Genomic DNA, 24,439 nt, shown 5'->3' on the forward strand with positions numbered 1-24,439 from the left:
GGTCGCGACTCTTAAAGCGGACCCGGAACCGGCGGGCGAGGCGACGGACGATCCATCGCGCGGTGGCGTGCGCCGGTGAGCGCCCGCCACGGGCGCGAACCGCCCGCGCGAGGGAGGGCGAGGTGACCCGCCGGCGGTTCCGGCGGGTCACCGAGACCGAGGCTGGGGAGGGGTGAGGTGCGGGGCCGTGTGGTTCGGGTGGGATCCAAAGGGGCAGCCGGCTCGGTCCCGCCCGGATGACGCAAGCACCGCAGCGAGCACCGCGAGCGAGGAGCACAGCGAATCCCGGCGGGTCGAGCCGGCTGGGGCTTTGGAAACGGTCACCGCACCAGAGACGGGATCTGCCCCCAGAACCGACGGTACCGTTTTGTCAGTCTCCGCCGAACCACGACCGTATGACCGACTCGTCCCCGGTCGACCGCGCGAAGGCGAACGCGACCGAGATCGCCTCGACCGTGGTCACCGGCGTCTGGCTGGCCGCGCTCCTCCTCGATTTCGGCTGGTGGCTCCCGCTCATGCTGTTCGGCTACGTCGTGGTCGTCCCGGTCGTCTCGATGCTGTTCGACGAGGAGGAGGAGTCGGCGGACGAGGCCGACGAAATCAACGCGGACGCGCTCGATCGATTGCGGAGTCGATACGATAGGGGCGAGCTCACTGATGAACAATTCGAACGACTCGAGGACAAACTGCTCGAGACCGAGACGCCGGAGGACGCGGCGGAGTGGCGGAAACGGGGGCGAGAACGATCCCTCGACCGCGACCGCCCGTAAGGTCGGTACCGGAACCGCAGGCCCGGAAGGACGCGCTTTTATCCGCGCCGCGAGAACCCGTGGACATGGCGAAAGTGAGCATCGGCCTCCGCGGTTGGCGGTTCGACGAGGAGGAGATCATCTCCGAGGACGGGGAGTTGAAACCCCTCGACGAGATCCCCGAGGAGCCCAGAGAGCGGCTCGTCAGGCTCGTGGGGCTCGTCGAGGAGCCGTGTGACGTCTGTTATCTCGAGTACGGCGACGCCGAGGTTCACCGGTGTAAGGAGGCCGAGATCGTGTACGGCGAGCCGGGCGGGGAGGTCCTGCTCTGTCCCGAACACGAGCCCGACTTCATCTACTGGTTCCGCGAGGCCGGCGGCAGCGAGCACAAGGGCGAGCAGGCGTTCGGCGACCGCTTCCACGAGTGGGTCGCCGCCGGCAACGAGGCCCCCGACGGCTACGCGTCCGTCGAGCACGTCGAGGAGGACCCCGACGGGCTTCCCGACCTCCCCGACCAACACGAGGTCCAGAAGCGCCTCGAGGAGGACTTCGAGGGCGACCGGATCGACATCCGAGCGCTCGCCGGCGAGAAGTCGTCCGACGAGGGTGACGGCGACGGGACGGACGACCGACTCAGCGAGGAGGAACTCGCCGACGCCGACGTCGACCTCTCGACGGAGTATCCATCGAACCGATGAGCGAGGGAGACGTGAACGACGGAGAGGACGCGAGAGACGCGGACGACGCGGACGACGGAGGGGACGCGGGAGAGTCCGCCGGCAACTCGACGCGCCGCAAGCCGGTGGTGGTCGTCGTGGAGCCGGAGACGCCGGGCAACGTCGGCACCATCGCACGGGCGATGAAGAACTTCGGACTCTCGGACCTCAAGTTGGTCGACCCGCCGGAACTGGACGAGGACGGCGAGGCGTACGGCTTCGCCGGCCACGCCCGCGAGGACGTCCTGCCGAACGCCGACGAGGTGACCTTCGACGAGGTCGTCGAGAGCTACCACACCGTCGGCACCACCGCGATCACCGGGGAGGACGACCGGAGCCACGAGCGGTGGCCGTTCAAGACCCCGGTCGAGCTGCGGGAGTCGTTGGCCGACGTCGACGCGCCGACCGCGATCGTCTTCGGCCGGGAGGGCCGCGGACTCAACAACGACGAGCTCTCGCGGCTCGACGAGGTGTGTTCGATCCCCGCCGCCGACGACTACCCGGTGCTCAACCTCGGGCAGGCGGCGACGGTGATCCTGTACGAGCTCCGCGATCTCACCGTCGAGGAGACGCAGCTCCCGGACACCGCGGTCACCCGCGCGCCGGAGACCGACGTGGAGCGGCTCCACGAACTCTTCGGCGACTTCCTCGAGGCGACCGGCCAGCGCGAACACCGCCGCGAGAAGAACGCGCTGTTGTTGCGCCGGCTTCTCGGCCGCGCGCATCCGACCGAACGCGAGGTCCACTCGCTCCTCGGAACGGTTCGGAAGGCGACGACGAAGCTCGAACACGCCGACTACCTCGCGGCCAAACACGACGAGCCGGCCTACCCCCGCGAATGACCCGCATGAACGGAAGCGTCCTCCACGAGGACCTGGTGGCCGGCGTGCGGGACGTGATCCCGCTGATGCTCGGGATCGTTCCGTTCGCGCTCGTCGCCGGGATCGCCGCCGTCGACGCCGGGCTCACGCTGGCGGAGGCGGTCGGGCTGTCCGTGATCGTGTTCGCGGGCGCGTCCCAACTCGCCGCGATCGACCTCCTCGGGTCGAACGCGCCGCTCGCGGTCGTGATCGGCACCGCGGCCGTGATCAACCTCCGGATGGTGATGTACTCCGCGTCGATCGCGCCGCACTTCGCCGACTACGCCCGGCGGACGCGGGCCGCCCTCGCGTACCTGCTCACCGACCAGGCGTACGCGCTCTCGGTCGCCGAGTACGAACGGAACGACGGCCGCAGTCGATGGCACTACTACCTCGGGGCGGCAGCGTCGTTGTGGGTGGTCTGGCAGATCGGGACCGTCGTCGGCGTCGTCGTGGGTGCCGGCGTTCCCGACGCGTGGGGGCTCACGTTCGCGGTGCCGCTCGTGTTCCTCGCGCTCCTGGTTCCCGCGATGAAGGACCGGCCGACCACCGCGGCGGGTCTCGCCGGCGGCGCGGTCGCGGTCGCCGCCGCCGGGCTCCCCCTCAACCTCGGTCTCCTCGTCGGGGCCGTCTCGGGGATCGTCGTCGGGCTGTTGACGGAGGCCAGGGAGTGATGACGGGGATCTCAGATCTCGCCGGTCTCTCCGTGCTCTCCGCCCTTCCCGGCCTCGTCAGTTCCCCGCGCGTCTGGGTCGCGATCGTCGTCATCGGGATCGCCACGTACTCGTTTCGGCTCTCCTTCATCCACCTCTTCGGGCGGATCGACGAGGTCCCCGAACGGATCCGTCGCCCGCTCAAGTACGTGCCGCCGGCGGTGCTCGCGGCGCTCGTGTTCCCGGACCTGGTGACGGTCCGCCCCGGCGTCGTCGCGACGCTCGCCGACGAGCGGCTGATCGCCGGCGTCGCCGCGGGAGCCGTCGCCTGGCGCACCGAGAACGTGTTCGCGACCATCACGGTCGGCATGGTCGTCCTCTGGCTGTTCCGGTTCGTCGTCTTCGCGTGAACGTCGACGGTTCACCGTGAGAACCGCTCGGGATTCAGCCGAACGAACGCGAAGACGGCGACGCCGCAGACGGCCGCGAACCCGAGCGCGCTCCACACACTCACGAACCGACGAGCCGGCGGAACGGCGTACGACGCCGCGGCCGCGACCAGCAGCGCGTACCCGACCGCCGATCCGCCGAGGAGGACGGGCCGGAGGGCGGGACGACTCCAGAGGCGAACCCACGTCGCGATGCCCGCGATCACGCCGGCGACGACGCCGATCGGGAGCGCGACGATCGCCGAGAAGGCGATCCGGGCGGAAAGCAGTTCGGTGACGAGCACGGCGACGACGAGGAACGTCGTCAGCGCGGTTCCCGCCGCCGCAATCGGTCGACCGTTCATGACGGGCGATCCGCCGTGATCGCATATAAACTGACCTGCCGGACTGGCTACCGCTCGCGCTCCGTGAGACGGGTCGAACCCGTCGATTCCGACGCCTCACGGTCAGTGGCGTCGCGATCATCGCGAGCGCCCCGATCGGCGGACTCCTCGCCGACCTCGCGTTCCTTCGCATCGGCGATCCGCTGGGCCCCGTCGGCGACCGAATCGAGAACGGCGAACAGTCGGTAGGAGAGGTACGGGCCGATCGAGAGGCCGACGACGACGATGACGCCGAGCAGGACCTGCCCGACGATCAGGAGCGAATAGATGAAGACCAGGAGACTCACAGTGCCGAGAACCGCCCCGGAACGCGTACGCAGCGCTTCGGATGGGGAGAGCGGGTCGTGGACCATACCCGGAGCTACCGCGGCGGGTCACTTAAAAACTGAAGACGGGTGGAACGTCCGGCGACGGTCGTCGGATCAGTCGTCGGCGGGCGCCGCGGAGTCGCCGGCGGAGACGCCGGTACCGGGGCCGACCTCGATCCCGAGCTCGTCGAGCTTCTCGTCGGGGACGACGCCGTCGACCCAGCCGCGGTGCTCGTAGTACTCCTCCTTCATGAGGTCGAGCTCCGCGAGCTCGCCCTCGCTCGCGCCCTGGCCGGGGATCGCGTCGGGGTGTCCCTCCACGAACCGTCCGGGGAGGCTGTCGTCCTCGCCGTCGAAGCCGGCGAGGTTGTTGAAGTAGCGCTCGAGGTTGTAGATCCGCTCGCCGGCCTCGAACAGCTCGTCCTCGGTAACCTCGCGGCCGGTCATCCCGCTGTACTGGAGGACGTACTCCTCGATCCCCTCCGCGAACGCGTTGAACTTGCAGATGTCGAACGAGTCCGAGATCGCGTGGAGGTCCTGGAACGTGGCGGTGAGCTCGCCCTTGCCCTCCCACTCGTAGGGATCGACCTTCTCCGGGATCCCGAGGATCTCCGCCGCGGGCGTGTACCCGCGCAGGTGACACGCGCCGCGGTTCGAGGTGGCGAACGCGATCGCCATCCCCTTCATACAGCGCGGGTCGTACGCCGCGATGCTCTGGCCCTTGACCGAGAGCTTGTTGTCGTGTGCGTCCTTTCGCTCGCCGATCCGATCCGGACCCTCCGCGAGCAGGTCGCCGAGATCCGTCGAGCGGTTGCCGATCTCGTCGATGAGGTCGATCATCCGCTCCGAGTCGCCCCAGTCGATGCCGACGTCGAGTTTGCCCTGCTCGGTCATCTCCATCGCCATCGCCATCGTGTTGCCGACCTCGATCGTGTCGACGCCCACGTCGTTACAGCGCTCGAGCATCAAGGCGATCTCGTCGCGGTCGGTGTGTCCCGAGTTCGGGCCGAGCGCCCACGCGGACTCGTACTCGTACGACTCCGTGCGGACGTTCATGTCCTGGCCCTTGTGATGGAGCTGTACCTCGACCTCCTTCTTACACGCGACCGGACAGGAGTGACACGTCGGCTCGTCCACGAGGATGTTCTCGCGGACGTTCTCGCCGGAGACGCGCTCGGCGTCGACGTCGATCCCCTCGGTGCCGTTGTACGCCTCCGTGGAGGTGTACTTCGCGTTCTTCGTCGGCAGCCCGTCCATCTCCTCGGTCGCGTTCATCAGGACGTTGGTGCCGTACATCGAGAGCCCGCCCTCGTTGGGCGCGGTGACGTCCGACTCCCGGATGACCTCCATCGCCTGCTGGTAGCCCTTCTTGAACGTCTCCGGGTCCGCCGGCTTCGGCATGTCGGTGCCGCTCTTGACGACGACCGCCTTCACCTTTTTCGAGCCCATCACGGCGCCGGTACCGCCGCGGCCCGAGGCGCGGTCGTCCTCGTTCATCACGCAGGCGTAGCGGACGCCGTTCTCGCCGCCCTGTCCGATCGCCATCACCGAGAGGTTCTTGCCGACCGACCCCTCGACCTCCTCGCCGAGCTCGTCGATGGTGTCGTGGACGCCCTTGCCCCAGACGTGGGAGGCGTCGCGGACCTCCACGTCCCCGTCCTCGACGACGAGGTAGACGGGGTCGTCGCTCGCGCCGTCGAGCAGGATGCCGTCGAGTCCGGCCCACTTGAGCCGCGCGCCGGACCAGCCGCCGTGGTGTGAGTCGGTGACGGTCCCCGTCAGCGGGGACTTGGTCACCAGCGCGATCCGACCGCTCATCACGGTCTGGGTCCCGGTGAGCGGCCCGGTCATGAACGCCAGCCGGTTGTCCGGTCCCATCGGGTCGACGTCGGGGCCGGCGTCGAAGACGTACTTGACGCCCAGCCCGCGCGCGCCGATGTACTTCTCCGCGTCCTCGTCGTCGATCCCGCGGTACTCGACCGCTCCCTCGCCGAGATCGACCTGTGCAACTCGGTCTCTGTAGCCACCCATTTCAGTCATGTAATGCTCGTTCATTATAGACGGACCACAGCGTGTTAGGTCTTCACGTCTGGACGAAACCGATATCAATTACACCCATCCGAGACCTTCGAGGACCGCTCCGGGAACGAGAGAACGCACCGACTCGAACGGTTGTCCCGGAGCGGCGGTTCGTTCGCGGGAGAGACCGGGGGGTTCCGAACGTTCCCGCGGGCGGTTTCGCCGACGGATCGGCGCCACGAGCGGCGTGACGCCGATAGCCGCACGTCGCCCCGCTCGCCGAAGAGCTAACCGCCCTCCGTCGGAAGACGTCCCCGTGAGCGACTCGAACTGCGACGGACCGACGGAGGGCGAGCGCGTGTCGACCGCGGCGACCCTCCGGAAACGCTGGAGTCCCGCGGGCGCGTTCGCCGTCATCGTCCTCGTCGCATCGGTCGTCCCCGTTCCGGAGGCCGGTGGCGGCGGCGTCGTCGCCGTCTCGGTCTCCCCGACCGACCCGTTCCACCTCGTCGGCTACGCGGTGCTCGCCGCACTGGTGGCGCGTGTGACGGGCCGCGGCGGTCGCGGCCTCGTCGTCGCCGCCGCGGTCGCGGTGGGGTTCGGGTTCGGCGTGGAGCTCCTCCAGATCGGGATCCCGTGGCGGACGTTCGCGTGGCGCGACTCGTTCGTCAACGCGATCGGGGCGACCGGGGGGACCCTCGTGGTCTCCGCCCGGGCCGGTCGGGCCGCTCCGGAGGATCCGCCTCCGTGAAGAGTGGCTTATTTGAGGCGGGCGGATGACGCACCGCCACATGGTCCCCATCGAGTTGACGGTCGTCTCCGCGTTCGCCGCGGTGGTGCTTCTCGGCTGGTCGCCGCTACTGGCGGTCGAACGGCTCCGCGCGCTGTTCGTCTGGCCGACCCGAACCCTGCTCGCGAACTACCTCGTCGTCGGGGCGGTCGTGGTCGTCGGACAGGTCCTGTCGTACCTCGGCACGGTCCTCCTCGTCGCCGGAACCGGTCCGGTCGCGGGCGGGGAGGCGGCCGGGATCGTCGCCGGCGTCGTCGCCGCGAACCTCCTCGTACCGGGCGCGGCCGCGGTCGCCTGCCTCCGCCTCCTCCCCGCTCGCGGCACGTGGTCTCCCGGCGCCGGGTCCGGGCTCGACGGACGGATCGCGCTGGCGGTCGGCGTGGGTTGGTACGCCGTCGTCGCGTCCGCCGCGTTCGTCGTCTTCGCGCTCGGAGTCATGTTCGCCAATCTCCCCACGTGAGGGTTCTCCACGTGACGACTGACGATTCCTCGCGTGACGACACGGCTTTACGCGCGCGGCCGCTCTCCCCGACAATGAGCCAACCGAGCCCCGAAGCGTACGAGCAGGGGCGCGGCATGGACGCGCACAACGCCGTCATGCGCGACATCCGCGCCGAGCGCTCGGAGACGTACGACCCGACGCAGCCGACCCGGGTCTGGATCGACGAGGACAACACCCCGGACGGGGTGGTGAACTCGCTCACGATCATCCTGAACACCGGCGGCTGTCGCTGGGCCCGCGCCGGCGGCTGTACCATGTGTGGCTACGTCGCCGAGTCCGTCGAGGGCGGCAGCGTGAGCCACGAGGACCTCACCACCCAGATCGAGGCGTGTCTCGACCACGAGCGCGAGAACGCCGAGGAGCCCGCCGAGCTGATCAAGATCTACACCTCCGGGTCCTTCCTCGACGAGCGCGAGGTCCCCGCGAAGACCCGGCGAGCGATCGCCGAGACGTTCGCCGACCGCGACCGGATCGTCGTCGAGTCGCTGCCGGACTTCGTCGACCGCGGGAAGGTCGGCGACTTCGCCGAACACGGGATCGCGACCGACGTGGCCGTCGGACTGGAGACCGCGACCGACCGGGTCCGCCGCGACTGCGTGAACAAGTACTTCGACTTCGCCGACTTCGAGGACGCCTGTGGCGAGGCGGCGGCCGCGGACGCCACGTTCGACGCCGACGTGGGTGTCAAGGCGTACCTGCTCCTGAAGCCGCCGTTCCTCGCGGAGCCGGAGGCCGCCGCGGACATGGTCGACTCGATCCGGCGGTGTGCCGCCGTCGAGGGGTGTCACACCGTCTCGATGAACCCGACCAACGTCCAGCGGTACACCATGGTCGACGAGCTGTTCTTCGAGGGCGGCTACCGCCCGCCGTGGCTCTGGACCGTCGCGCACGTGCTCGAGGAGACCGCCGACGTCGACGCCATCGTCGTCTCCGATCCGGTCGGGCACGGCTCCGATCGGGGCGCACACAACTGCGGCGAGTGCGACGACCGGGTTCAGACCGCGATCAAGGACTTCGACCGCCGGCAGGACCCGAGCGTCTTCGATCAGGTCTCCTGCGAGTGTGAGGACACCTGGAAGGTCGTCATGGCGGAGGAGACGAGCTACAACATGCCGCTGGCGCGGTAGCGGTCACGAGTCGTCCGTCGGCGTCCGGGACGTCTCGGAGGACGATCCCTCGGTCGCGGAGGGTGATCCCGTGGTCGGGTCGGCCGCGTTCGCCGTCGGTTTCGCGTTCCGACGCACCCGCCGCCCGAGCAGGTGGACGAGTGCCGCGCCGACGAGCACCAGCGCGCCGGCGGCGGCGAATCCCAGCTCGTAGCTCGTCGCGGCGATCCGTCCCCCGATCACGCTCCCGATCGCTCCGGCGAGCGCGCTCAACGCGGCGTACACGCCGAGCGCCTCGCCGCGGACGGAGAGCGGCGCGAGCCGGGTCACGAGCGTCCCGGCGGTGACCGCGATCACCGCCCAGGTGAGCCCGATCAGCCCGAAGACGACGGCAATCCCGAGGTAGCCGAGCGCCGACACGCCGAGTGCCGCTCCGACGACGAAGACCAGCGGGAACGCGATCCCCCGTGCGGAGAGCCCCAGAACCTGGATCGACATCGGGTCGCGTCGACCGGAGACCTCCCCGACCCGCTCGAAGAAGACCGCCGAGGCGACGCTGCTGACCAGGTAGAGGGCGAACACGCCCTCCGAGCCGACGCCGACGTCGGTGAGGTACGCCGGCAGGGGCGCGAAGAAGGCGGCGAAGCCGGTGAAAAAGAGGGTGACCGCGCCGAAGTAGAGCGCGAGCGTCGGGGTGAACCGCTCGGCCAGCCGCCCGGGGTGGAGCCGCCGGAAGTCCGCGCGTCCGACCGCGAACGGGAACGTCGCCGCCCGGACGCTGAAACGGTTCGCCCGCCGGAGGGCCCGCTGGAGCCGTCGGGGCGAGACCTCGGTCGACTCGGCGTCGGCCGGGAGCCACCGGACCGAGGCGAGGAGTCCGACGCCCGCGAGGGCGGCGAGCGCGAGGAGCAGGCTCCCGATCCCGCTCGTCCCGCCGAGGCGTGCCGCGGCTCCGGTCCACACCGTGCCGAGCAGGAGCCCGAGCGCCCAGCCGATCCCCCCGTACTCGTTCAACTCGCCGATCCGCGCGCTCCACTCGTTCTCCGGCGCGCCGGCGACCGCGAGCAGGGTGACGACCGGCGTGGCGGCCGCGAACGCGAACCAGACGGCACCGTTGGCGACGATCACGGCGGGGATCGACTCGAGGAGGGGGAGGGGCGCGAGCGAGACGACGAGCAGCGCGAGCGCGCCGAGCACGAACACTCGCCGTCGCCCCGTGCGATCGGCGAGCCGACCGAAGACGAGCGCGCCGGGGACGCCGACGGCGGCGGCGACCGCGGCGAGCGTGCCGAGGGTGGCCGCCGATCCGCCGAGTTCGACGACGTACAGCGGGACGACGAGGGACGCACCCCCGAACGCCACCGATGCGAGCCCCCAGGCGTACAGCCACGACTTCGACATACGGACGACCACTCGCCCGCGGACACATAATACGGACGGAGAGGGGGACCGTCAACGGAGAGGGACCGTCGACGGAGAGGGACCGCCGGCGGATGGATGGGCCGTCCACGGACGACGATCCGGTCGCTCCGAGCGGGAAATTCAAGCCGAAGGGGGATCTACGGACCGTATGGTTCGAACGCGTACGGAGGACGCCCGTACAACCGAGGTGGACGGCGCCCGTCCCTGAGGTCGTCGGCGTGGACATCAGCGGCCGCCACGAGGAGGACGGCGAGTACCTGATGGTCGCGGCCGCGGTCCACGCCAGCGTCGGCTCCAGCCGGATCCGCTCGGTCGAGGGGATCGGGTTCGCCAGCGTGCGCGAGGGGCCGACCCTCGAGGCGACGGTCGACCTCGTCGCCGAGGCCGTCGGGAACCTCCCGGAGCCGCCGGGGTGTCCGATCGTCTCCGAACACGGCGAGTTCTACGAGGAGCCCGCCGACCGGATCGGATTGAGCTTCCAGCCCGACTTTAAATACGTCGAGAGCATAGGCGAACGCGAAACCGTGCAGGCCGCACATCACGCCGCGTACGCCGCCCGGGGGTTGCTCCTGTGAGGGGCGACGCCGGCGGGACGGGACGGACGGGGCCGACGGATCGAGGAGCCGACGGCGGGGCGACCGGCGACCGCCGGGCGATCGTCGCCAAGCGCGTCGACGCCGGCGACGCCGACCTGACCGAGATCACCCGGCTCGCGGAGGCCGCGGGATACGAGGTCGTCGGCGGACTCACCCAGACCCGCACCGAGGACGCCGCGTTCATGTTCGGGGAGGGAAAGGTCGCGGAGCTTCGCGACCTCGTCCGCGAGCGCGAGGCCGACTGCGTCGTGATCGACAACGACGTCGGACCGTACCAGACGTTCAACGTCGGCGGGAAGCTCCCCGAGGGCGTCGAGGTTATCGACCGGTTCACGCTCATCCTAGAGATCTTCGGCCAGCGCGCGAACACCCGGAAGGCGCAGCTCCAGGTCGAACTCGCCGAGCTGCGGTACGAGCTGCCGCGCGCGGAGGCGAAGGCCAGTCTGGCGAAACGCGACGAGCGCCCGGGGTTCATGGGGCTCGGCGAGTACGACGAGAGCGTCGAGCGCGACATCAAACGCCAGATCTCGGAGATCAGAGACGAGCTGGAATCGATCGCCGAGAAGGAGCAGGCCCGCCGCGAGCAGCGCCGCGACTCCGGGTTCGACCTCGTCGCGCTCGCGGGCTACACCAACGCGGGGAAGTCGACGCTGATGCGGCAGTTGGCCGCCGAGCTCGACGTCGACGAGAACGAGGACCGCCACCCGGACCTCGCGACGACCGCCGAGTCGGAGGACATGCTGTTCACCACGCTCGGGACGACGACCCGCCGGGCGGAGATGGACAAACGCGACGTGCTGCTCACGGACACGGTCGGGTTCATCGCGGACCTTCCCCACTGGCTCGTCGAGTCGTTCGAGTCGACGCTGGACTCGGTGTACCGCGCGGACCTCGTGTTGCTCGTAGTGGACGCGAGCGAGCCGGTGCCCGAGATGCGCGAGAAGCTCGTGACGAGCCACGACACGCTCTACGAGCGCAACGAGGCCCCCATCGTCACCGTCTTCAACAAGGTCGACCGGCTCGACCCCGGCGAGCTGGCGGACAAGCGCGCCGCGCTCTCGGGGCTCGCGCCGGACCCGGTCGCCGTCTCGGCGCGGACGGGCGCGGGCATCGCGGAGCTCCGCGACCGCGTGGAGGCCGAGCTCCCGGAGTGGGAGCGCGAGCGGCTGATGTTGCCCGTCTCCGACGACGCGATGAGCCTCGTCTCGTGGATCCACGACCACGCGCACGTCGACGAGGAGACCTACGCCGACGAGCAGGTCACGCTCGCCTTCGAGGCCAAGCCCTCCGTCGTGTCGCGCGCGCGCTCGAAGGCGGCGGAGCTGGCTCCGGCGAGCTCGACGTAGCCGCCGTCTCGATCGTTTAATATCCCGGAGGGCGATCGGACGGGTAATGGGAAACGCGGACCTGCGCGACCTCGCGTCGATACGGGAGGTCGCCTTCGAGGAGCTGGAGGGGAGCGTCGTCGCCGTCGACGCGCACAACTGGCTGTACCGGTACCTCACGACGACGGTGAAGTGGACGAACGACGACGCCTACACGACCGACGAGGGGGTCGAGGTCGCCAACCTGCTCGGGATCGTCCAGGGCCTCCCGAAGTTCTTCGAACACGACCTGACTCCCGTGATGGTGTTCGACGGCGAAGTGACCGACCTGAAGGCCGACGAGGTGGCGGAGCGCAGGGAGAAACGCGAACGGGCCGAGAGGCGGCAGGCGGCCGCGGCCGAGCGCGGCGACGCCGTCGAGGCCGCTCGTCTCTCCGCGCGGACGCAGCGGCTCACCGACACCATCCAGGAGACGACTCGCGAACTCCTCGACCTGCTCGACGTGCCGATCGTGGAGGCCCCCGCGGAGGGGGAGGCACAGTGTGCGCACATGGCCGCGACGGGGAGCGTCGACCACGCGGGCAGCGAGGACTACGACACCCTGCTCTTCGGCGCGCCGACGACGCTCCGCCAGCTGACGAGCAAGGGCGACCCGGAGCTGATGGACCTCGCGGCGACCCTCGAGACGCTCGAACTCGACCGCGAGGGACTCGTCGACGTCGCCATGCTGTGTGGCACCGACTTCAACGAGGGCGTTCGCGGTATCGGGCCGAAGACGGCGGTGTCGGCGGTGCGCGAGCACGGCGACCTGTGGGCCGTCCTCGAGGCACGCGACGCGTCGATCCCGAACGCGGAGACGGTTCGGGAGTTCTTCCTCGACCCGCCGGTCACGGACGTCGACTTCGACGGGACGATCGAACCCGACGTCGAGGCCGCGCGGGCGTACGTGGTGGACGAGTGGGGCGTCGACGGCGACGAGGTCGCTCGCGGGTTCGAGCGCATTCGGGAGTCGCAGGTCCAGACCGGCCTCGATCGGTGGACGTGAGGTCGGGACTCGTGCCCCCGTGACCGCCTCCGACGACCGTCCTTCGAGCCATGCCTCCGGCGGCCGCTGAACCCGCCACACCGCCGATCATGGTTCCCGTTGACATGTGTCATCCACGCGTCTGACGCCGCGGTAGGTTTACATTCGTTCCTCGACAATCATGGGGATATGAAGGTCCTGGTAGCCGGCGGAACCGGTTTCATCGGGTCGTACCTCTGTCGCGCGCTCGCCGAGGACGACCACGAGGTGACCGCGATGTCGCGGTCGCCCGCGGAGACGCCCGAGGGGGTCGACTCCGCCGTCGGCGACGTCACGGCGTACGACTCCGTCGCGCCCGCGGTCGAGGGTCACGACGCGGTGGTCAACCTGGTCGCGCTCTCGCCGCTCTTCGAGCCGAAGGGCGGCAACGTCATGCACGACCGGATCCACCGCGGCGGGACCGAGAACCTCGTCCGGGCGGCCGAGGAGGCCGGCACCGATCGGTTCCTTCAGATGAGCGCGCTCGGAGCCGACCCCGACGGCGACACCGCCTACATCCGGTCGAAGGGACAGGCCGAGGAGATCGTCCGCGGGAGCGACCTCGACTGGACGGTGTTCCGGCCCTCGGTCGTCTTCGGCGAGGGCGGCGAGTTCGTCTCCTTCACGAAGCGGCTCAAGGGGATGTTCGCGCCGGGCGTCCCCCTGTACCCGCTCCCCGGCGGCGGCAGGACGCGCTTCCAGCCGATCCACGTCGAGGACCTCGTTCCGATGCTCGCGGCCGCCCTGGAGTCCGACGAACACGTCGGCGAGGTCTACGAGGTGGGGGGTCCCGAGACGCTGACGCTGCGGGAGGTGACGAACCTCGTCTACGAGGCCGAACGCAAGGGCGTGCGGATCGTCCCGCTGCCGATGCCGCTGGCGCGGATCGGGCTCACGGTGCTCGGGGTCGTCCCCGGGTTCCCGATGGGCGGAGACCAGTACCGGTCGTTGAAGTTCGACAACACGACCGCCGACAACGACGCCGGCGCGTTCGGCGTCGACGAGTCGGAGATGACGACTCTCGGGGCGTATCTGGGGGTCGAGTGACCGTGGATCGCGCCCGAAACGTGGACGCCGGATCGGTGCCGATATCGCGGAGATCGACCGACCCGATCGGGGCGAACGCCGGGACGGACCGAGTGTGGATCTCAGGACTGGTAACGCCATCCGAAGGCTTATGGTCCACATCCCACTCTGGTCGTTTCAAAGGCGGAGGGAGTTCAATATGAAACTGGCAATGATCGGATTCGGACAGGCGGGTGGGAAAGTCGTCGACAAGTTCCTGGAGTACGACAAACGGACCGGCTCGGAGATCGTGCGCGCCGCCGCGGCGGTGAACACGGCCAAGGCCGACCTCATGGGACTCGAACACATCCCGGAGGGACAGCGCGTACTCATCGGCCAGTCCAGGGTGAAGGGCCACGGGGTCGGCGCGGACAACGAGCTCGGCGCGGAGATCGCCGAGGAGGACATCGACGAGGTACAGGGCGCGATCGACTCGATCCCGGTCCACGAGGTGGACGCGTTCCTCGTCGTGGCGGGACTCGGCGGCGGCACCGGCTCCGGGGGAGCGCCGGTGCTGGCCAAACACCTCAAGCGGATCTACACGGAGCCCGTCTACGGGCTCGGCGTGCTGCCGGGCAGCGACGAGGGCGGAATCTACACCCTGAACGCGGCCCGGTCGTTCCAGACGTTCGTCCGCGAGGTGGACAACCTGATGGTGTTCGACAACGACGCCTGGCGGAAGACGGGCGAGTCCGTCCAGGGCGGCTACGAGGAGATCAACGAGGAGATCGTCCGACGCTTCGGGATCCTGTTCGGCGCGGGGGAGATCCAGCAGGGCCAGGAGGTCGCCGAGAGCGTCGTCGACTCCTCGGAGATCATCAACACGCTCTCCGGCGGCGGCGTCTCCACGGTCGGCTACGCCGAGGAGGAGGTCGAGGAGCGAAGCTCCGGTGGCCTGCTCTCGCGGCTCCGCAACGACGACGGCGGCGACGAACTCGACAGCGCACACACCACCAACCGGATCACGAGCCTCGTCCGAAAGGCGGCGCTCGGTCGACTCACGCTCCCCTGTGAGATCGAGGGCGCGGAGCGGGCGCTGCTCGTGCTCGCGGGACCGCCGGAGTACCTCAACCGGAAGGGTATCGAGCGCGGCCGCAAGTGGCTCGAGGAGCAGACCGGCTCGATGGAGGTCCGCGGCGGCGACTATCCGTACCGCGGCGCGGGCTTCGTCGCCACCGTGATCCTGCTGGCGGGCGTCACGAACGTCCCCCGGATCAAGGAGCTCCAGGAGGTCGCCATCGAGGCACAGGACAACCTCGACGAGATCCGCGAGGAGAGCGACGAGAACCTCGACAGCCTCGTCAGCGACGACGGCGACGAGCTCGAGTCGCTGTTCTAGGCGGCCGTCGAATGGAGGTCCTCGTTCCTTTCTCCACCCATCGTCCGAAATCGCGGCTCGCCGACGCCCTCTCTCCCTCCGAGCGGGCCGCGTTCGCGCGGACCATGCTCGCCGACGTGCTGGCGGCGATCGACGACGCCGGCGGGACCCCGCGAGTTCTCGCGACCGACGAGATCGGTTCGATCGACGAGTTCGAGATGGGCGCCGGGATCGACCCGACCGCCCGCCCGACCCTCCCGATCGATCCGCCGGTCACCGTCGACGATCGACCGCTCAGCGACGCGGTGAACGCGATCCTCGAGGAGCGTCGACCCGGCGAGGAGGTCGAGGCGGTCGCCGTCGTGATGGCCGATCTCGCGCTCGCGACTCCCGAGGCGCTCGAGCGGCTGTTCGGCGGGGTCGACCAGGATGGTCGTGGTACGGAGACCGGTCCGGCCGACGTGACGATCGCCCCCGGCCGTGGCGGCGGCACCAACGCCCTCGTCGTCTCCCATCCGCGCTTCCGCGTCGACTACCACGGGGCGTCCTTCCTCGATCACCGTCGGATCGCGGCCGAGGTCGGTGCATCGGTCCGGACGGTCGACTCCCATCGGCTCGCGACGGACATCGACGAGCGCGCGGACCTCGCGGAGCTTCTGGTCCACGGGGACGGCGCGGCCGCGACGTGGCTCCGGGAGGCCGGGTTCACCCTCGTCGCCGACGGCGGGCGCGTCGGCGTCGTCCGCGAGTGAGCGCGGTGACCTCCCTCTACGGAGCCGCCGGCGAACTCAGGTGCGGATCCGCGACCGCGACGCTTTTTGAACTCGACCGCGGAGAACGGCTCGTGTTCGCGGACGCGGCGGAGTACGGGATCGACATCGACGTCGACGATCGGGCGGTCGAGCGGCTGCTCTCCGTGACCCCCGCCGACGTCGACACGGCGGAGGGGCTCACCTTCTCGCGGAACGTCTTCGTGCCGCTGACGACCGCCTGCCGGTACACCTGTACGTACTGTACCTACTACGACGTGCCGGGCGAGGCGTCGCTGCTCTCGCCCGAGGAGGTGAGAGAGCGGTGTCGGGTCGGCGCGGACGCGGGGTGTACGGAGGCGTTGTTCACCTTCGGCGACGAGCCGGACGACCGGTACACGCGTATCCACGAGCGGCTCGACGAGTGGGGGTTCGACTCGATCCACGACTACCTCTACCGGGCGTGTGAGATCGCCCTGGAGGAGGGACTGCTCCCGCACTCGAACCCGGGCGACCTCACGGAGGCGGCGTTTCGCGACCTGCGCGAGGTGAACGCCTCGATGGGCGTGATGCTGGAGACGACCGCCGACGTCGACGCCCACGGCGGAGGGCGACGAAAGACGCCCGGACAGCGGCTGAACACGATCCGCGCGGCGGGTCGTCAGGGCGTCCCGTTCACGACCGGGATCCTCGTCGGGATCGGCGAGGACTGGCGTGACCGCGCGGAGAGCCTGCTCGCGATCCGCGACCTCCACGAGCGATACGGCCACGTCCAGGAGGTGATCGTCCAGAACGTCGTCCCGAACGAGCGGTCGGACTTCGCGAAGCCCGACCTCGAGACGATGCGACGGGTCGTCGCGATGGCGCGGGCCGCGTTGCCGCCGGCGGTGTCGGTTCAGGTGCCGCCGAACCTCTCGCCGGCGGCGGAGCTCGTCGACTGCGGGATAGACGACCTCGGGGGCGTCTCGCCCGTGACCGACGACTACGTCAACCCCGCGTACGCGTGGCCCGACCTCGACGGCCTCCGATCGGTCGCCGACGCGGGCGGGATCCCCCTTCGCGAGCGACTCCCCACCTACGCCCGGTTCCTCCCGGCCGACCTCCGTCCCGCAGGCGTGGACTCGGCCGTGGAGCCGCAAAACCGCGAGACATGGCTCCCGCCGGCGGTCCGCGACCGGATCCGCGACGACGACGCACACGGTCGGCGGCTGAGGGGCGTCGCCCGCGGCGAGGGACCGCTCGACCCGCGGCCGGCACACGGCGACTGAGGCGAGGGATGGGCGGCGACCGAGCGCGGTGTCGAACGTAACGACCGAGCGGGAATAAACAACTGCGCTGCCAGTACCTTCTTTAAATATCACTCCGAACTGGTGGACGATGGTACCACTACAGTTCGGGTTGACTGGGATCGCGGCGACGGTCGCGGTGTTCTTATTCACCGTGTTCAAGTTCGTCGCCGGCTTCGTCGGCGTGTTGTTGCTCGGGAAGGTCCTCTTCGTGCCCGGCGTGGAGCGGACGATCGAGTCCCGGGGGTTGGACGAGGCCGTCAAGAGCCTCGGATCGAGCGTCGCGAACGCGGTCGTCTGGGTCGCGGCGATCGCGATCGGGTTCACGCTCGCCGGGTACGGCGCGTTCCTCTCGGCGTTCGCCGTCTTCGGCGGCGCGATCGCGCTGGCGGTCGGGTTCGCCGCCCAGGACCTGCTCGGGAACTTCGTCGCCGGGATCTTCATCCTGAAGGACAAGCCGTTCGAGGTCGGCGACTGGATCGAGTGGGAGGACAACGCGGGCCGCGTCGAGGACATCGACCTGCGGGTCTCGCGGGTGCGGACCTTCGACAACGAGCGGATCACGGTGCCGAACGGCGATCTCGCGAACAACGCGGTGACGAACCCGGTCGCCTACGAGACCCTCCGCCAGAAGTTCGTCTTCGGCATCGGCTACGATGACGACATCGCGCAGGCGACCGACATCATCGTCGAGAAGGCGGAGGCACACGAGGACATCCTCGACGATCCCGCGCCGTCGGTTCGGCTCGTCGAGCTCGGCGATTCCGACGTGGGGCTCCAGTCCCGCTGGTGGATCGCCGACCCCGACCGCGGCGACTTCGTCCGCGTGCGCTCGGAGTACGTCACCGAGGTGAAGGAGGCGTTCGACGAGGCCGGGATCGACATCCCGTACGTCCACCGGCAGCTCACCGGCAGCGTCGAGGTCATCGAGTCCGTCGCGGCCGACGAGTAGGACCGTCGCGGTCCCCGCTTCTCTCCTTCCCTGCGCGCGGCTTCCCGTTCTCCCGATCCGGCTCCCGTAACCGTTTTACTGCGACCACCGGAACGTACTACTCATGAATACGTCGTCGGATCCGTCGTCGTGGCGGACGTATCTCGTGACGGGGGCGGAGTACTCGGCGGGCAGGGAGACGCCGCGGATCGTCGCCGACGCGCTCACAGCCGGCGTCGACGTCGTCCAACTCCGCGAGAAGGCGACCGACGCGCGGAGGCGATATCACCTCGGGCTTCGACTCCGCGAGCTGACCGCGGAGGCGGGCGTGCCCCTGATCGTCAACGACCGGGTCGACCTCGCGGCGGCGGTCGACGCCGACGGCGTCCACCTCGGCCAGTCGGACCTGCCGATCGGGGTCGCCCGCGACCGTCTGGGTTCCGACGCGATCGTCGGGGCCTCGGCGTCGTCGGTCGCGGAGGCGACGGAGGCGGTCGACGCCGGCGCGGACTACCTCGGCGTCGGGGCCGTCTACGGGACGGACTCGAAGGACGTCTCCGGCGACCGTGACGGGATCGGTCCGGAGCGAGTCGGGACGGTCGCCGACGCGGTCGACGTGCCCGCCGTCGGGATCGGCGGCATCGACGCCGGAAACGCCGCCGCGGTCGTCGAGGCGGGCGCGAGCGGCGTGGCGGTCGTCTCCGCGATCACGGCCGCCGAGGACCCGCGTGCGGCGGCGGAGACGCTCCGGGAGGCAGTCACGTCGGGACTCGAGCGGCGAGCGGAGGAGGGGGAATCGTAGGAGGGGAAGCGTAGGGAGCGGAGGTTACGCGTTCCCGAGTCACCGCGTCGCCTGCTTCCACTCACGGAGCCCGATCCGGGAGCCGTTCAGGTCCTCGGCGGGGGCCTCCGTGGCCGCCCAGACGAAGAGCGGGGCGACGCTCTCCGGATCGCGGGCGCGCTCCATCCCCGTGAGGTCGGTGGCGACGAGTCCGGGGTCGACGACGCCGACGGTCGCGTCGACGTCGGCCGCAAAGCCGCGGGCGACCCCCTCCGCGGCCGCCTTCGAGACCGCGTACGCGCCCATTCCTTCGTTCGATTCGTGGGCGACGGAGCCGGAGGGGACGATCACCCGAGCGTCCTCGGCGAGGTGCGGGATCGCCTCGCGTATCGTGGCGAACGTGCCGCGCGCGTTCGTCCGCATGGTGTCATCGAACGCCCGGTAACTCACTCCGTCGGTCGGCACGTCGCCGGGGGTTCCGTGGAAGACGGCCGCGTTGGCGAGGACGACGTCGACGGGGCCGGCCTCGCGAGCGACGCGCTCGAAGAACCGCTCGAGGTCGAACTCGTCGCGGACGTCGACGCGGGCTCCCCACGCGGTTCCGGGGGACTTCACGGGGTCCACGGCGTCGTCTCCTTCGCCGGCGGCGGCACCCTCGCCCTCGCCCGTCGACTCCCCGTTCAGCTCCGCGACGGTCCGGTCGACGGCGCTCCCGTCGCGACCGGAGACGGCGACGAACGCGCCGGCCTCGACGAACGCCCTCGCCACCGCCCGCCCGATCCCGCTCGTTGCTCCGGTGATCGCGACCGTCTGATCCATCGGCGATCGATACGGGCGTCGACGACTTAGTGGTACCCACCGCGGCCGTCGTGGTGGTATTTATACCGATCCCGTCCAAGGATCGGATATGGACGCGGCCCCCGACATCGACGCCGTGGCCGGCGAGTCCGTCGTCGTGATCGGCGGCGGGTTCGGCGGCCTCTCGACGGCCTGTTACCTCGCCGACGCCGGCGCGGACGTCACCCTCCTCGAGAAGAACGAGCAGCTCGGCGGGCGCGCGAGCCGCCTCGAGGCCGACGGGTTCCGCTTCGACATGGGCCCGTCGTGGTACCTCATGCCCGACGTGTTCGAGCGCTTCTTCGGGCACTTCGACCGCTCGCCGGAGGAGTACTACACGCTCACGCACCTCGACCCGCACTACCGCGTGTTCTGGAAGGACGGCGACCGGGTCGACGTGCTCCCCGACATGGAGCACAACCGCGAGCTGTTCGAGGCGTACGAGCCCGGCGCGGGCGACGCGCTCGACGCGTACCTCGAGGAGGCCGAACGCACCTACGAGATCGGGATGGAACACTTCGTCTACGAGGACCGCCCCCGCCTCCGCGACTACGTCGACCGCGACGTGCTCCGGTACTCCTGGGGGCTCTCGCTGCTCGGCAAGATGCAGGGCCACGTCGAGGGGTACTTCGATCACCCCAAGCTCCAGCAGCTGATGCAGTACACGCTGGTCTTCCTCGGCGGGTCGCCGACCAACACGCCCGCGCTGTACAACCTGATGAGCCACGTCGACTTCAACATGGGCGTCTACTACCCCGACGGCGGGCTCGGCGCGGTCGTCGACGGGATCGTCGAGCTCGCCGAGGAGCTCGGCGTCGAGTTCGTCACCGACGCGGAGGTGACGGGTATCGAGGGGAGATACGGCGCGTTCGCGGTCGACACCGCCGGCGGCGACCGCTACCTCGCGGACGTCGTCGTCTCGAACGCGGACTACGCCCACACCGAACGGGAGCTGTTGCCCGAACGGAAGCGCCAGTACACCGAGGAGTACTGGGAGTCGCGGACGTACGCGCCCTCGGCGTTCCTCCTGTATCTCGGCGTCGAGGGCGACGTCGAGGAGCTGGCCCACCACACCCTGGTGTTGCCGACGCGGTGGGAGGAGCACTTCGCGCAGATCTTCGACGATCCGGCCTGGCCGGACGACCCCGCCTACTACCTCTGTGTCCCCTCGGAGACGGACGAGACGGTCGCCCCCGAAGGTCACAGCAACCTCTTCGCGCTCGTTCCCATCGCCCCGGGCCTGGAGGACACGCCGGAGCTGCGCGCCGAGTACCGCGACCTCGTGCTCGACGACATCGCCGAGAACACCGGCACGGAGCTTCGCGACCGGATCGTCTTCGAGGAGACGTTCTGCGTCGCGGACTTCGCGGACCGGTACAACAGCTACGACGGGAGCGCGCTCGGGCTCGCACACACGCTCCGACAGACGTCGCTGTTCCGGCCGCCACACCGCTCGTCGGCGGTCGACGGGCTCTACTTCACCGGCGCGACCACGACGCCCGGGATCGGCGTCCCGATGTGTCTGATAAGCGGGGGACTGACCGCGGAACGGGTCGCGGACACGATCTGAGGCCGTGACCGGACCCCACAGCGAGGAGGAGCGGTCCGCCGCCGACCACCTCCGCTACCTGGTCGTGCTCTCGCGGCCGCGCTTCTGGCTCTACCTCGCCGGCCCCGTCGCGGTCGGCGTCACCTACGGGATCGACGACCTCGGCGGGCTGTTCACCCCGACGACGGTCGCGCTCGCGGGCTACTTCCTCGTTCCGGCGAACGTCTTCCTCTACGGCGTCAACGACGTCTTCGACGCGGACGTCGACGAACACAACCCCAAGAAGGACGACCGGGAGGCACGGTGGCGGGGAAACCGGATCGCCCTGCTGGCGGTGGTCGTCGCCGCCGCCCTCGGAGTCGGAACGTTCGCGCTCACGCCGCGGGTCGCGTGGCCGTACCTCGCGGGGTTCTTCGTCCTCGCCGCGGGGTACAGCGCGCCGCCCCTGCGGTTCAAGACGATCCCGTTCGCGGACTCGGCCTCGAACGGGCTCTACGTCCTCCCCGGGGCCGCCGCGTACGCCACGGTCGCGGGGTCGAGCCCGCCGCTCGCCGCGCTTGCGGGCGCGTGGCTGTGGACGATGGGGATGCACACGTTCTCCGCGATCCCGGACATCGAGCCCGACCGCGAGGCGGGGATCCGGACGACCGCCACGCTGCTCGGAGAGCCGCGGACCTACGCGTACTGTCTCGCCTGCTGGGTCGTCGCCGCGGTCGCGTTCGCCGCGGTCGACGTTCGGCTCGGCACGCTGCTCGGCGTCTACCCCGTCTTCGTGACGTGGGTCGCGACCTCGTCGGTCGACGTCGACCGCGCCTACTGGTGGTTCCCCGCGCTCAACACCGTCGTCGGAACCCTGCTCGCGATGGGCGGGCTCTGGCGGGTCTATCCCGTCTGGGAGGCCCTCGGATGAGCGACGACGGCCCGTCGACGACGTCCGCCGGATCCCGTCAGGGGAGCTTCCGCGACCGCCTCCCGAACACCCGCGAGGGCGTCGAGGCCCTCGTCGACGGGCTCGTCCGCGAGAACCGCTTCACGATCGCCGTGCTCTTCCCGGCGATCGGCGCGGTCACGCTCGTCGGGAGCGCCGAGGGATGGGTCCCCGAGCCGTTCGCCTTTCATCCCTGGTTCGTGCTGTTCGGCGTGTGCGTGATGCGGTCCCCGCTCGTGGCCGGGGTCCTCCCGCTCCTCGACCGCCGAGCCGCAGGCTGGCTGGCCGTCCTCGTCTCGTACACCTACCTCATCGAGAGCGTCGGCGTTCGGACCGGCTGGCCGTACGGCAGCTTCGAGTACGCGATCGACCTCGGCCCGATGCTCGGCGGGGTGCCGCTCGCGCTCCCGGTGTTCTTCATCCCGCTCGTGGTCAACGCCTATCTGCTCTGCCTGCTGCTCCTCGGCGGACGGGCCTCGAACGGGTGGACCCGACTGCTCGCCGTGAGCGCGACCGTGGTCGCGATGGACGTGGTGTTGGATCCCGGCGCGGTCGCCGTCGGCTTCTGGACGTTCGGCGGCGGCGCGTTCTACGGGGTCCCGTTGTCGAACTACGCGGGGTGGGTGTTGTCGGCGGTCGTCGCGGTGGTCACGCTGGATCGGGCGTTCGACACGGACGCGGTCCGCGAGCGGCTGGCGACGTGCGAGTTCATGCTCGACGACATGGTGAGTTTCGTGATCCTCTGGGGCGGGATCAACGTCTGGTTCGGGAACTCCCTCCCCGCGCTCGTCGCGCTCGCGTTCGGACTCGGACTCCTCGGGACCGATCGGTTCGACGCCGGCCTCCTGCGTCCGTAGTCCGCCGGGAAGTGAGTGCGGCCGACCGCGGGTCCGACTCGAAACCCCTTATATACGGGGCGCCCGTCGTTCGGGTATGGAGACGAGCGTCGCCGACGAGGCGGGTCGCGAACGGGGGGGAGATGAGTAGCCTCGCGATCGAGTACGGGTCCCACGAGCGCGTTCGGGAACTGATCGACCGCCTGCGCTTCTGTGCGGAACACGTGAGCCTCGATTTCGACGGCTGGGAGGAGTCGCACGTGAAGGGGCCGGGACTGTACTTCGCGGTCGTCGCAGACCGCGAGTACGGGTCGTACGCGGACCCCATGGGCGACAACCGATGGCCGCGGGACCGCTGTCGGTCCGTCTTCGACGAGGAGGCGTTCGTCGAGACGACGGAGGCGGTGGCCCTCGAGGGGGACGGCGGCGTCGTCGTCGCGGTCGACGGCGAGATCGAGTCGCAGATGGTCCGGTTCCGTGACCTCGGGACCGGGAGCGACGAGGCCGACCTCACCGACGACGTCGCCTACGAGCCGTGGATGGGCTCGCGACACATGAGCGCGCTCGAGACGTCGGTCCGACCCGAGGTCGTCGCCACGGTCACCCTGAGCGAGGAGACGGGTCGCGTGAGCGTCTTCCGGGGCGGCGAGGCGAACTCGTCGACGCGGTCGGAGATCGGCGGTTCCTGGCGCGCGGAGTGAACTCCCGCGGGAGCCCGTACGGGACCCCGTCCGATGGGGATCCGACCCCATTCTTATCCCAGTCCCGCGCGAACGGTCGCACATGTACGACGACGTGCTGATTCCGACCGACGGCAGCGAGGCGGTCGACCGAGCGCTCGATCACGCGATCCCGTTGGCGAGCGACCACGGCGCGACCGTCCACGCGCTGTACGTCGTGGACCGTCGCGTGGCGAACGCGAGTTCCGGCGATCTCCACGACGAGGTCGTCAGCGACCTCGAATCACAGGGAGAGTCGGCCGTCGCCTCCGTCGCGGAGCGGGCCGAGGCAGCCGGCCTCGACGTCGAGACTCACGTGCGCCACGGCACGCCCGATACCGAGATCGTCGCGTACGCGGAAGCGGAGGGGATCGACGTGATCGTGATGAGTCCGGAGGGGAAGTCGCCGCGCGAACGGATCCGGTCGCTCGGGAGCGTCTCCGACCGCGTCACCGACGACGCGACGGTGCCCGTGTTCCTGATCAAGTAGCGCCGTCGC

27 protein-coding genes are annotated in these 24,439 nt (G+C 69.9%); 22 read left to right on the forward strand and 5 right to left on the reverse strand.

Annotated features, from left to right (window positions below):
* Nucleotides 1–395: 395 nt before the first annotated feature.
* The 5 genes from EAO78_RS06075 (at nt 396) to EAO78_RS06095 (ending at nt 3,388) form a co-directional block, all read left to right on the forward strand.
* Nucleotides 396–770: an SHOCT domain-containing protein gene (locus tag EAO78_RS06075; RefSeq protein ID WP_122104956.1), complete on the forward strand. Its 375-nt coding sequence runs from the start codon at nt 396–398 to the stop codon at nt 768–770.
* Between the two features lie 65 nt (nt 771–835).
* Nucleotides 836–1,447 carry a hypothetical protein gene (locus EAO78_RS06080; RefSeq protein WP_122104957.1) on the forward strand — a complete coding sequence of 204 codons (612 nt, stop codon included), beginning with the start codon at nt 836–838 and terminating at the stop codon, nt 1,445–1,447.
* Nucleotides 1,444–2,307, forward strand: coding sequence for an RNA methyltransferase (locus tag EAO78_RS06085; protein WP_122104958.1), 864 nt, complete (start codon nt 1,444–1,446; stop codon nt 2,305–2,307). Before EAO78_RS06080 ends, EAO78_RS06085 begins: the two co-directional genes overlap by 4 nt.
* Nucleotides 2,308–2,312: 5 nt before the next feature.
* On the forward strand, nt 2,313–2,999 hold the full coding sequence (locus EAO78_RS06090) for an AzlC family ABC transporter permease (protein ID WP_122105098.1): 687 nt from the start codon (nt 2,313–2,315) through the stop codon (nt 2,997–2,999).
* Nucleotides 2,999–3,388: an AzlD domain-containing protein gene (locus tag EAO78_RS06095; protein WP_122104959.1), complete on the forward strand. Its 390-nt coding sequence runs from the start codon at nt 2,999–3,001 to the stop codon at nt 3,386–3,388. The genes EAO78_RS06090 and EAO78_RS06095 overlap by 1 nt, the downstream gene beginning before the upstream one ends.
* Nucleotides 3,389–3,399: 11 nt before the next feature.
* Here EAO78_RS06095 and EAO78_RS06100 read toward each other — a convergent pair whose 3' ends face one another.
* The 3 genes from EAO78_RS06100 to EAO78_RS06110 all read right to left on the reverse strand — a co-directional run bounded on the left by EAO78_RS06100 (nt 3,400) and on the right by EAO78_RS06110 (nt 6,158).
* Nucleotides 3,400–3,771: a hypothetical protein gene (locus tag EAO78_RS06100; RefSeq protein WP_122104960.1), complete on the reverse strand. Its 372-nt coding sequence runs from the start codon at nt 3,769–3,771 to the stop codon at nt 3,400–3,402.
* A gap of 47 nt (nt 3,772–3,818) precedes the next feature.
* On the reverse strand, nt 3,819–4,163 hold the full coding sequence (locus EAO78_RS06105; RefSeq protein WP_122104961.1) for a hypothetical protein: 345 nt from the start codon (nt 4,161–4,163) through the stop codon (nt 3,819–3,821).
* 69 nt (nt 4,164–4,232) lie between these two features.
* Complete coding sequence (locus EAO78_RS06110; protein ID WP_122105099.1) at nt 4,233–6,158, reverse strand: aldehyde ferredoxin oxidoreductase family protein; 1,926 nt, start codon at nt 6,156–6,158, stop codon at nt 4,233–4,235.
* Between the two features lie 295 nt (nt 6,159–6,453).
* Here EAO78_RS06110 and EAO78_RS06115 point away from each other — a divergent pair, with 295 nt between their 5' ends.
* The 3 genes from EAO78_RS06115 (at nt 6,454) to EAO78_RS06125 (ending at nt 8,556) form a co-directional block, all read left to right on the forward strand.
* Nucleotides 6,454–6,888, forward strand: coding sequence for a VanZ family protein (locus EAO78_RS06115; RefSeq protein ID WP_122104962.1), 435 nt, complete (start codon nt 6,454–6,456; stop codon nt 6,886–6,888).
* Nucleotides 6,889–6,928: 40 nt separating this feature from the next.
* Complete coding sequence (locus EAO78_RS06120; protein ID WP_122104963.1) at nt 6,929–7,387, forward strand: hypothetical protein; 459 nt, start codon at nt 6,929–6,931, stop codon at nt 7,385–7,387.
* A 74-nt stretch (nt 7,388–7,461) separates the two neighbouring features.
* Nucleotides 7,462–8,556, forward strand: coding sequence for an archaeosine biosynthesis radical SAM protein RaSEA (locus EAO78_RS06125; RefSeq protein WP_122104964.1), 1,095 nt, complete (start codon nt 7,462–7,464; stop codon nt 8,554–8,556).
* A gap of 3 nt (nt 8,557–8,559) precedes the next feature.
* Here the strand turns inward: EAO78_RS06125 and EAO78_RS06130 are convergent, their stop codons facing one another.
* Nucleotides 8,560–9,936, reverse strand: coding sequence for an MFS transporter (locus EAO78_RS06130; protein ID WP_122104965.1), 1,377 nt, complete (start codon nt 9,934–9,936; stop codon nt 8,560–8,562).
* A 239-nt stretch (nt 9,937–10,175) separates the two neighbouring features.
* On the opposite strand from EAO78_RS06130, the gene EAO78_RS06135 reads away from it, so the two are divergent.
* The 9 genes from EAO78_RS06135 to thiE all read left to right on the forward strand — a co-directional run bounded on the left by EAO78_RS06135 (nt 10,176) and on the right by thiE (nt 19,092).
* Nucleotides 10,176–10,532 carry a DUF2209 family protein gene (locus EAO78_RS06135; protein ID WP_122105100.1) on the forward strand — a complete coding sequence of 119 codons (357 nt, stop codon included), beginning with the start codon at nt 10,176–10,178 and terminating at the stop codon, nt 10,530–10,532.
* Nucleotides 10,529–11,899 carry a GTPase HflX gene (gene hflX, locus EAO78_RS06140; RefSeq protein ID WP_122104966.1) on the forward strand — a complete coding sequence of 457 codons (1,371 nt, stop codon included), beginning with the start codon at nt 10,529–10,531 and terminating at the stop codon, nt 11,897–11,899. Before EAO78_RS06135 ends, hflX begins: the two co-directional genes overlap by 4 nt.
* Before the next feature lie 46 nt (nt 11,900–11,945).
* Nucleotides 11,946–12,923 (forward strand): flap endonuclease-1, encoded by a 978-nt coding sequence (gene fen / locus EAO78_RS06145; RefSeq protein WP_122104967.1) that lies wholly within the window; start codon nt 11,946–11,948, stop codon nt 12,921–12,923.
* Between the two features lie 168 nt (nt 12,924–13,091).
* A complete protein-coding gene (locus EAO78_RS06150; protein ID WP_122104968.1) occupies nt 13,092–13,988 on the forward strand; it encodes a complex I NDUFA9 subunit family protein in 897 nt (298 codons plus the stop codon).
* 178 nt (nt 13,989–14,166) lie between these two features.
* On the forward strand, nt 14,167–15,345 hold the full coding sequence (locus EAO78_RS06155; protein WP_203227840.1) for a tubulin/FtsZ family protein: 1,179 nt from the start codon (nt 14,167–14,169) through the stop codon (nt 15,343–15,345).
* Between the two features lie 11 nt (nt 15,346–15,356).
* Complete coding sequence (cofC, locus tag EAO78_RS06160) at nt 15,357–16,076, forward strand: 2-phospho-L-lactate guanylyltransferase (RefSeq protein WP_122104970.1); 720 nt, start codon at nt 15,357–15,359, stop codon at nt 16,074–16,076.
* A gap of 92 nt (nt 16,077–16,168) precedes the next feature.
* On the forward strand, nt 16,169–17,341 hold the full coding sequence (cofG, locus tag EAO78_RS06165) for a 7,8-didemethyl-8-hydroxy-5-deazariboflavin synthase subunit CofG (protein WP_122105101.1): 1,173 nt from the start codon (nt 16,169–16,171) through the stop codon (nt 17,339–17,341).
* A 109-nt stretch (nt 17,342–17,450) separates the two neighbouring features.
* Entirely contained in the window at nt 17,451–18,311 is an 861-nt protein-coding gene (locus EAO78_RS06170) for a mechanosensitive ion channel family protein (RefSeq protein ID WP_122104971.1), read from the forward strand.
* Between the two features lie 103 nt (nt 18,312–18,414).
* Nucleotides 18,415–19,092, forward strand: coding sequence for a thiamine phosphate synthase (thiE, locus tag EAO78_RS06175; protein ID WP_122104972.1), 678 nt, complete (start codon nt 18,415–18,417; stop codon nt 19,090–19,092).
* Nucleotides 19,093–19,131: 39 nt separating this feature from the next.
* Here thiE and EAO78_RS06180 read toward each other — a convergent pair whose 3' ends face one another.
* Entirely contained in the window at nt 19,132–19,890 is a 759-nt protein-coding gene (locus EAO78_RS06180; RefSeq protein WP_122104973.1) for an SDR family NAD(P)-dependent oxidoreductase, read from the reverse strand.
* Nucleotides 19,891–19,978: 88 nt separating this feature from the next.
* On the opposite strand from EAO78_RS06180, the gene EAO78_RS06185 reads away from it, so the two are divergent.
* The 5 genes from EAO78_RS06185 to EAO78_RS06205 all read left to right on the forward strand — a co-directional run bounded on the left by EAO78_RS06185 (nt 19,979) and on the right by EAO78_RS06205 (nt 24,430).
* Nucleotides 19,979–21,478: a phytoene desaturase family protein gene (locus EAO78_RS06185; protein WP_122104974.1), complete on the forward strand. Its 1,500-nt coding sequence runs from the start codon at nt 19,979–19,981 to the stop codon at nt 21,476–21,478.
* A gap of 4 nt (nt 21,479–21,482) precedes the next feature.
* Nucleotides 21,483–22,367, forward strand: coding sequence for a prenyltransferase (locus EAO78_RS06190; protein ID WP_122104975.1), 885 nt, complete (start codon nt 21,483–21,485; stop codon nt 22,365–22,367).
* Nucleotides 22,364–23,242 carry a bisanhydrobacterioruberin hydratase gene (cruF, locus tag EAO78_RS06195; protein ID WP_122104976.1) on the forward strand — a complete coding sequence of 293 codons (879 nt, stop codon included), beginning with the start codon at nt 22,364–22,366 and terminating at the stop codon, nt 23,240–23,242. The genes EAO78_RS06190 and cruF overlap by 4 nt, the downstream gene beginning before the upstream one ends.
* A gap of 122 nt (nt 23,243–23,364) precedes the next feature.
* On the forward strand, nt 23,365–23,922 hold the full coding sequence (locus EAO78_RS06200) for a diadenylate cyclase (protein WP_122104977.1): 558 nt from the start codon (nt 23,365–23,367) through the stop codon (nt 23,920–23,922).
* Nucleotides 23,923–24,004: 82 nt separating this feature from the next.
* On the forward strand, nt 24,005–24,430 hold the full coding sequence (locus EAO78_RS06205; protein WP_122104978.1) for a universal stress protein: 426 nt from the start codon (nt 24,005–24,007) through the stop codon (nt 24,428–24,430).
* Nucleotides 24,431–24,439: the final 9 nt, after the last annotated feature.

Source organism: Halobellus captivus (genome assembly GCF_003697845.1).
Classification (GTDB): Archaea; Halobacteriota; Halobacteria; order Halobacteriales; family Haloferacaceae; genus Halorubrum; species Halorubrum glutamatedens.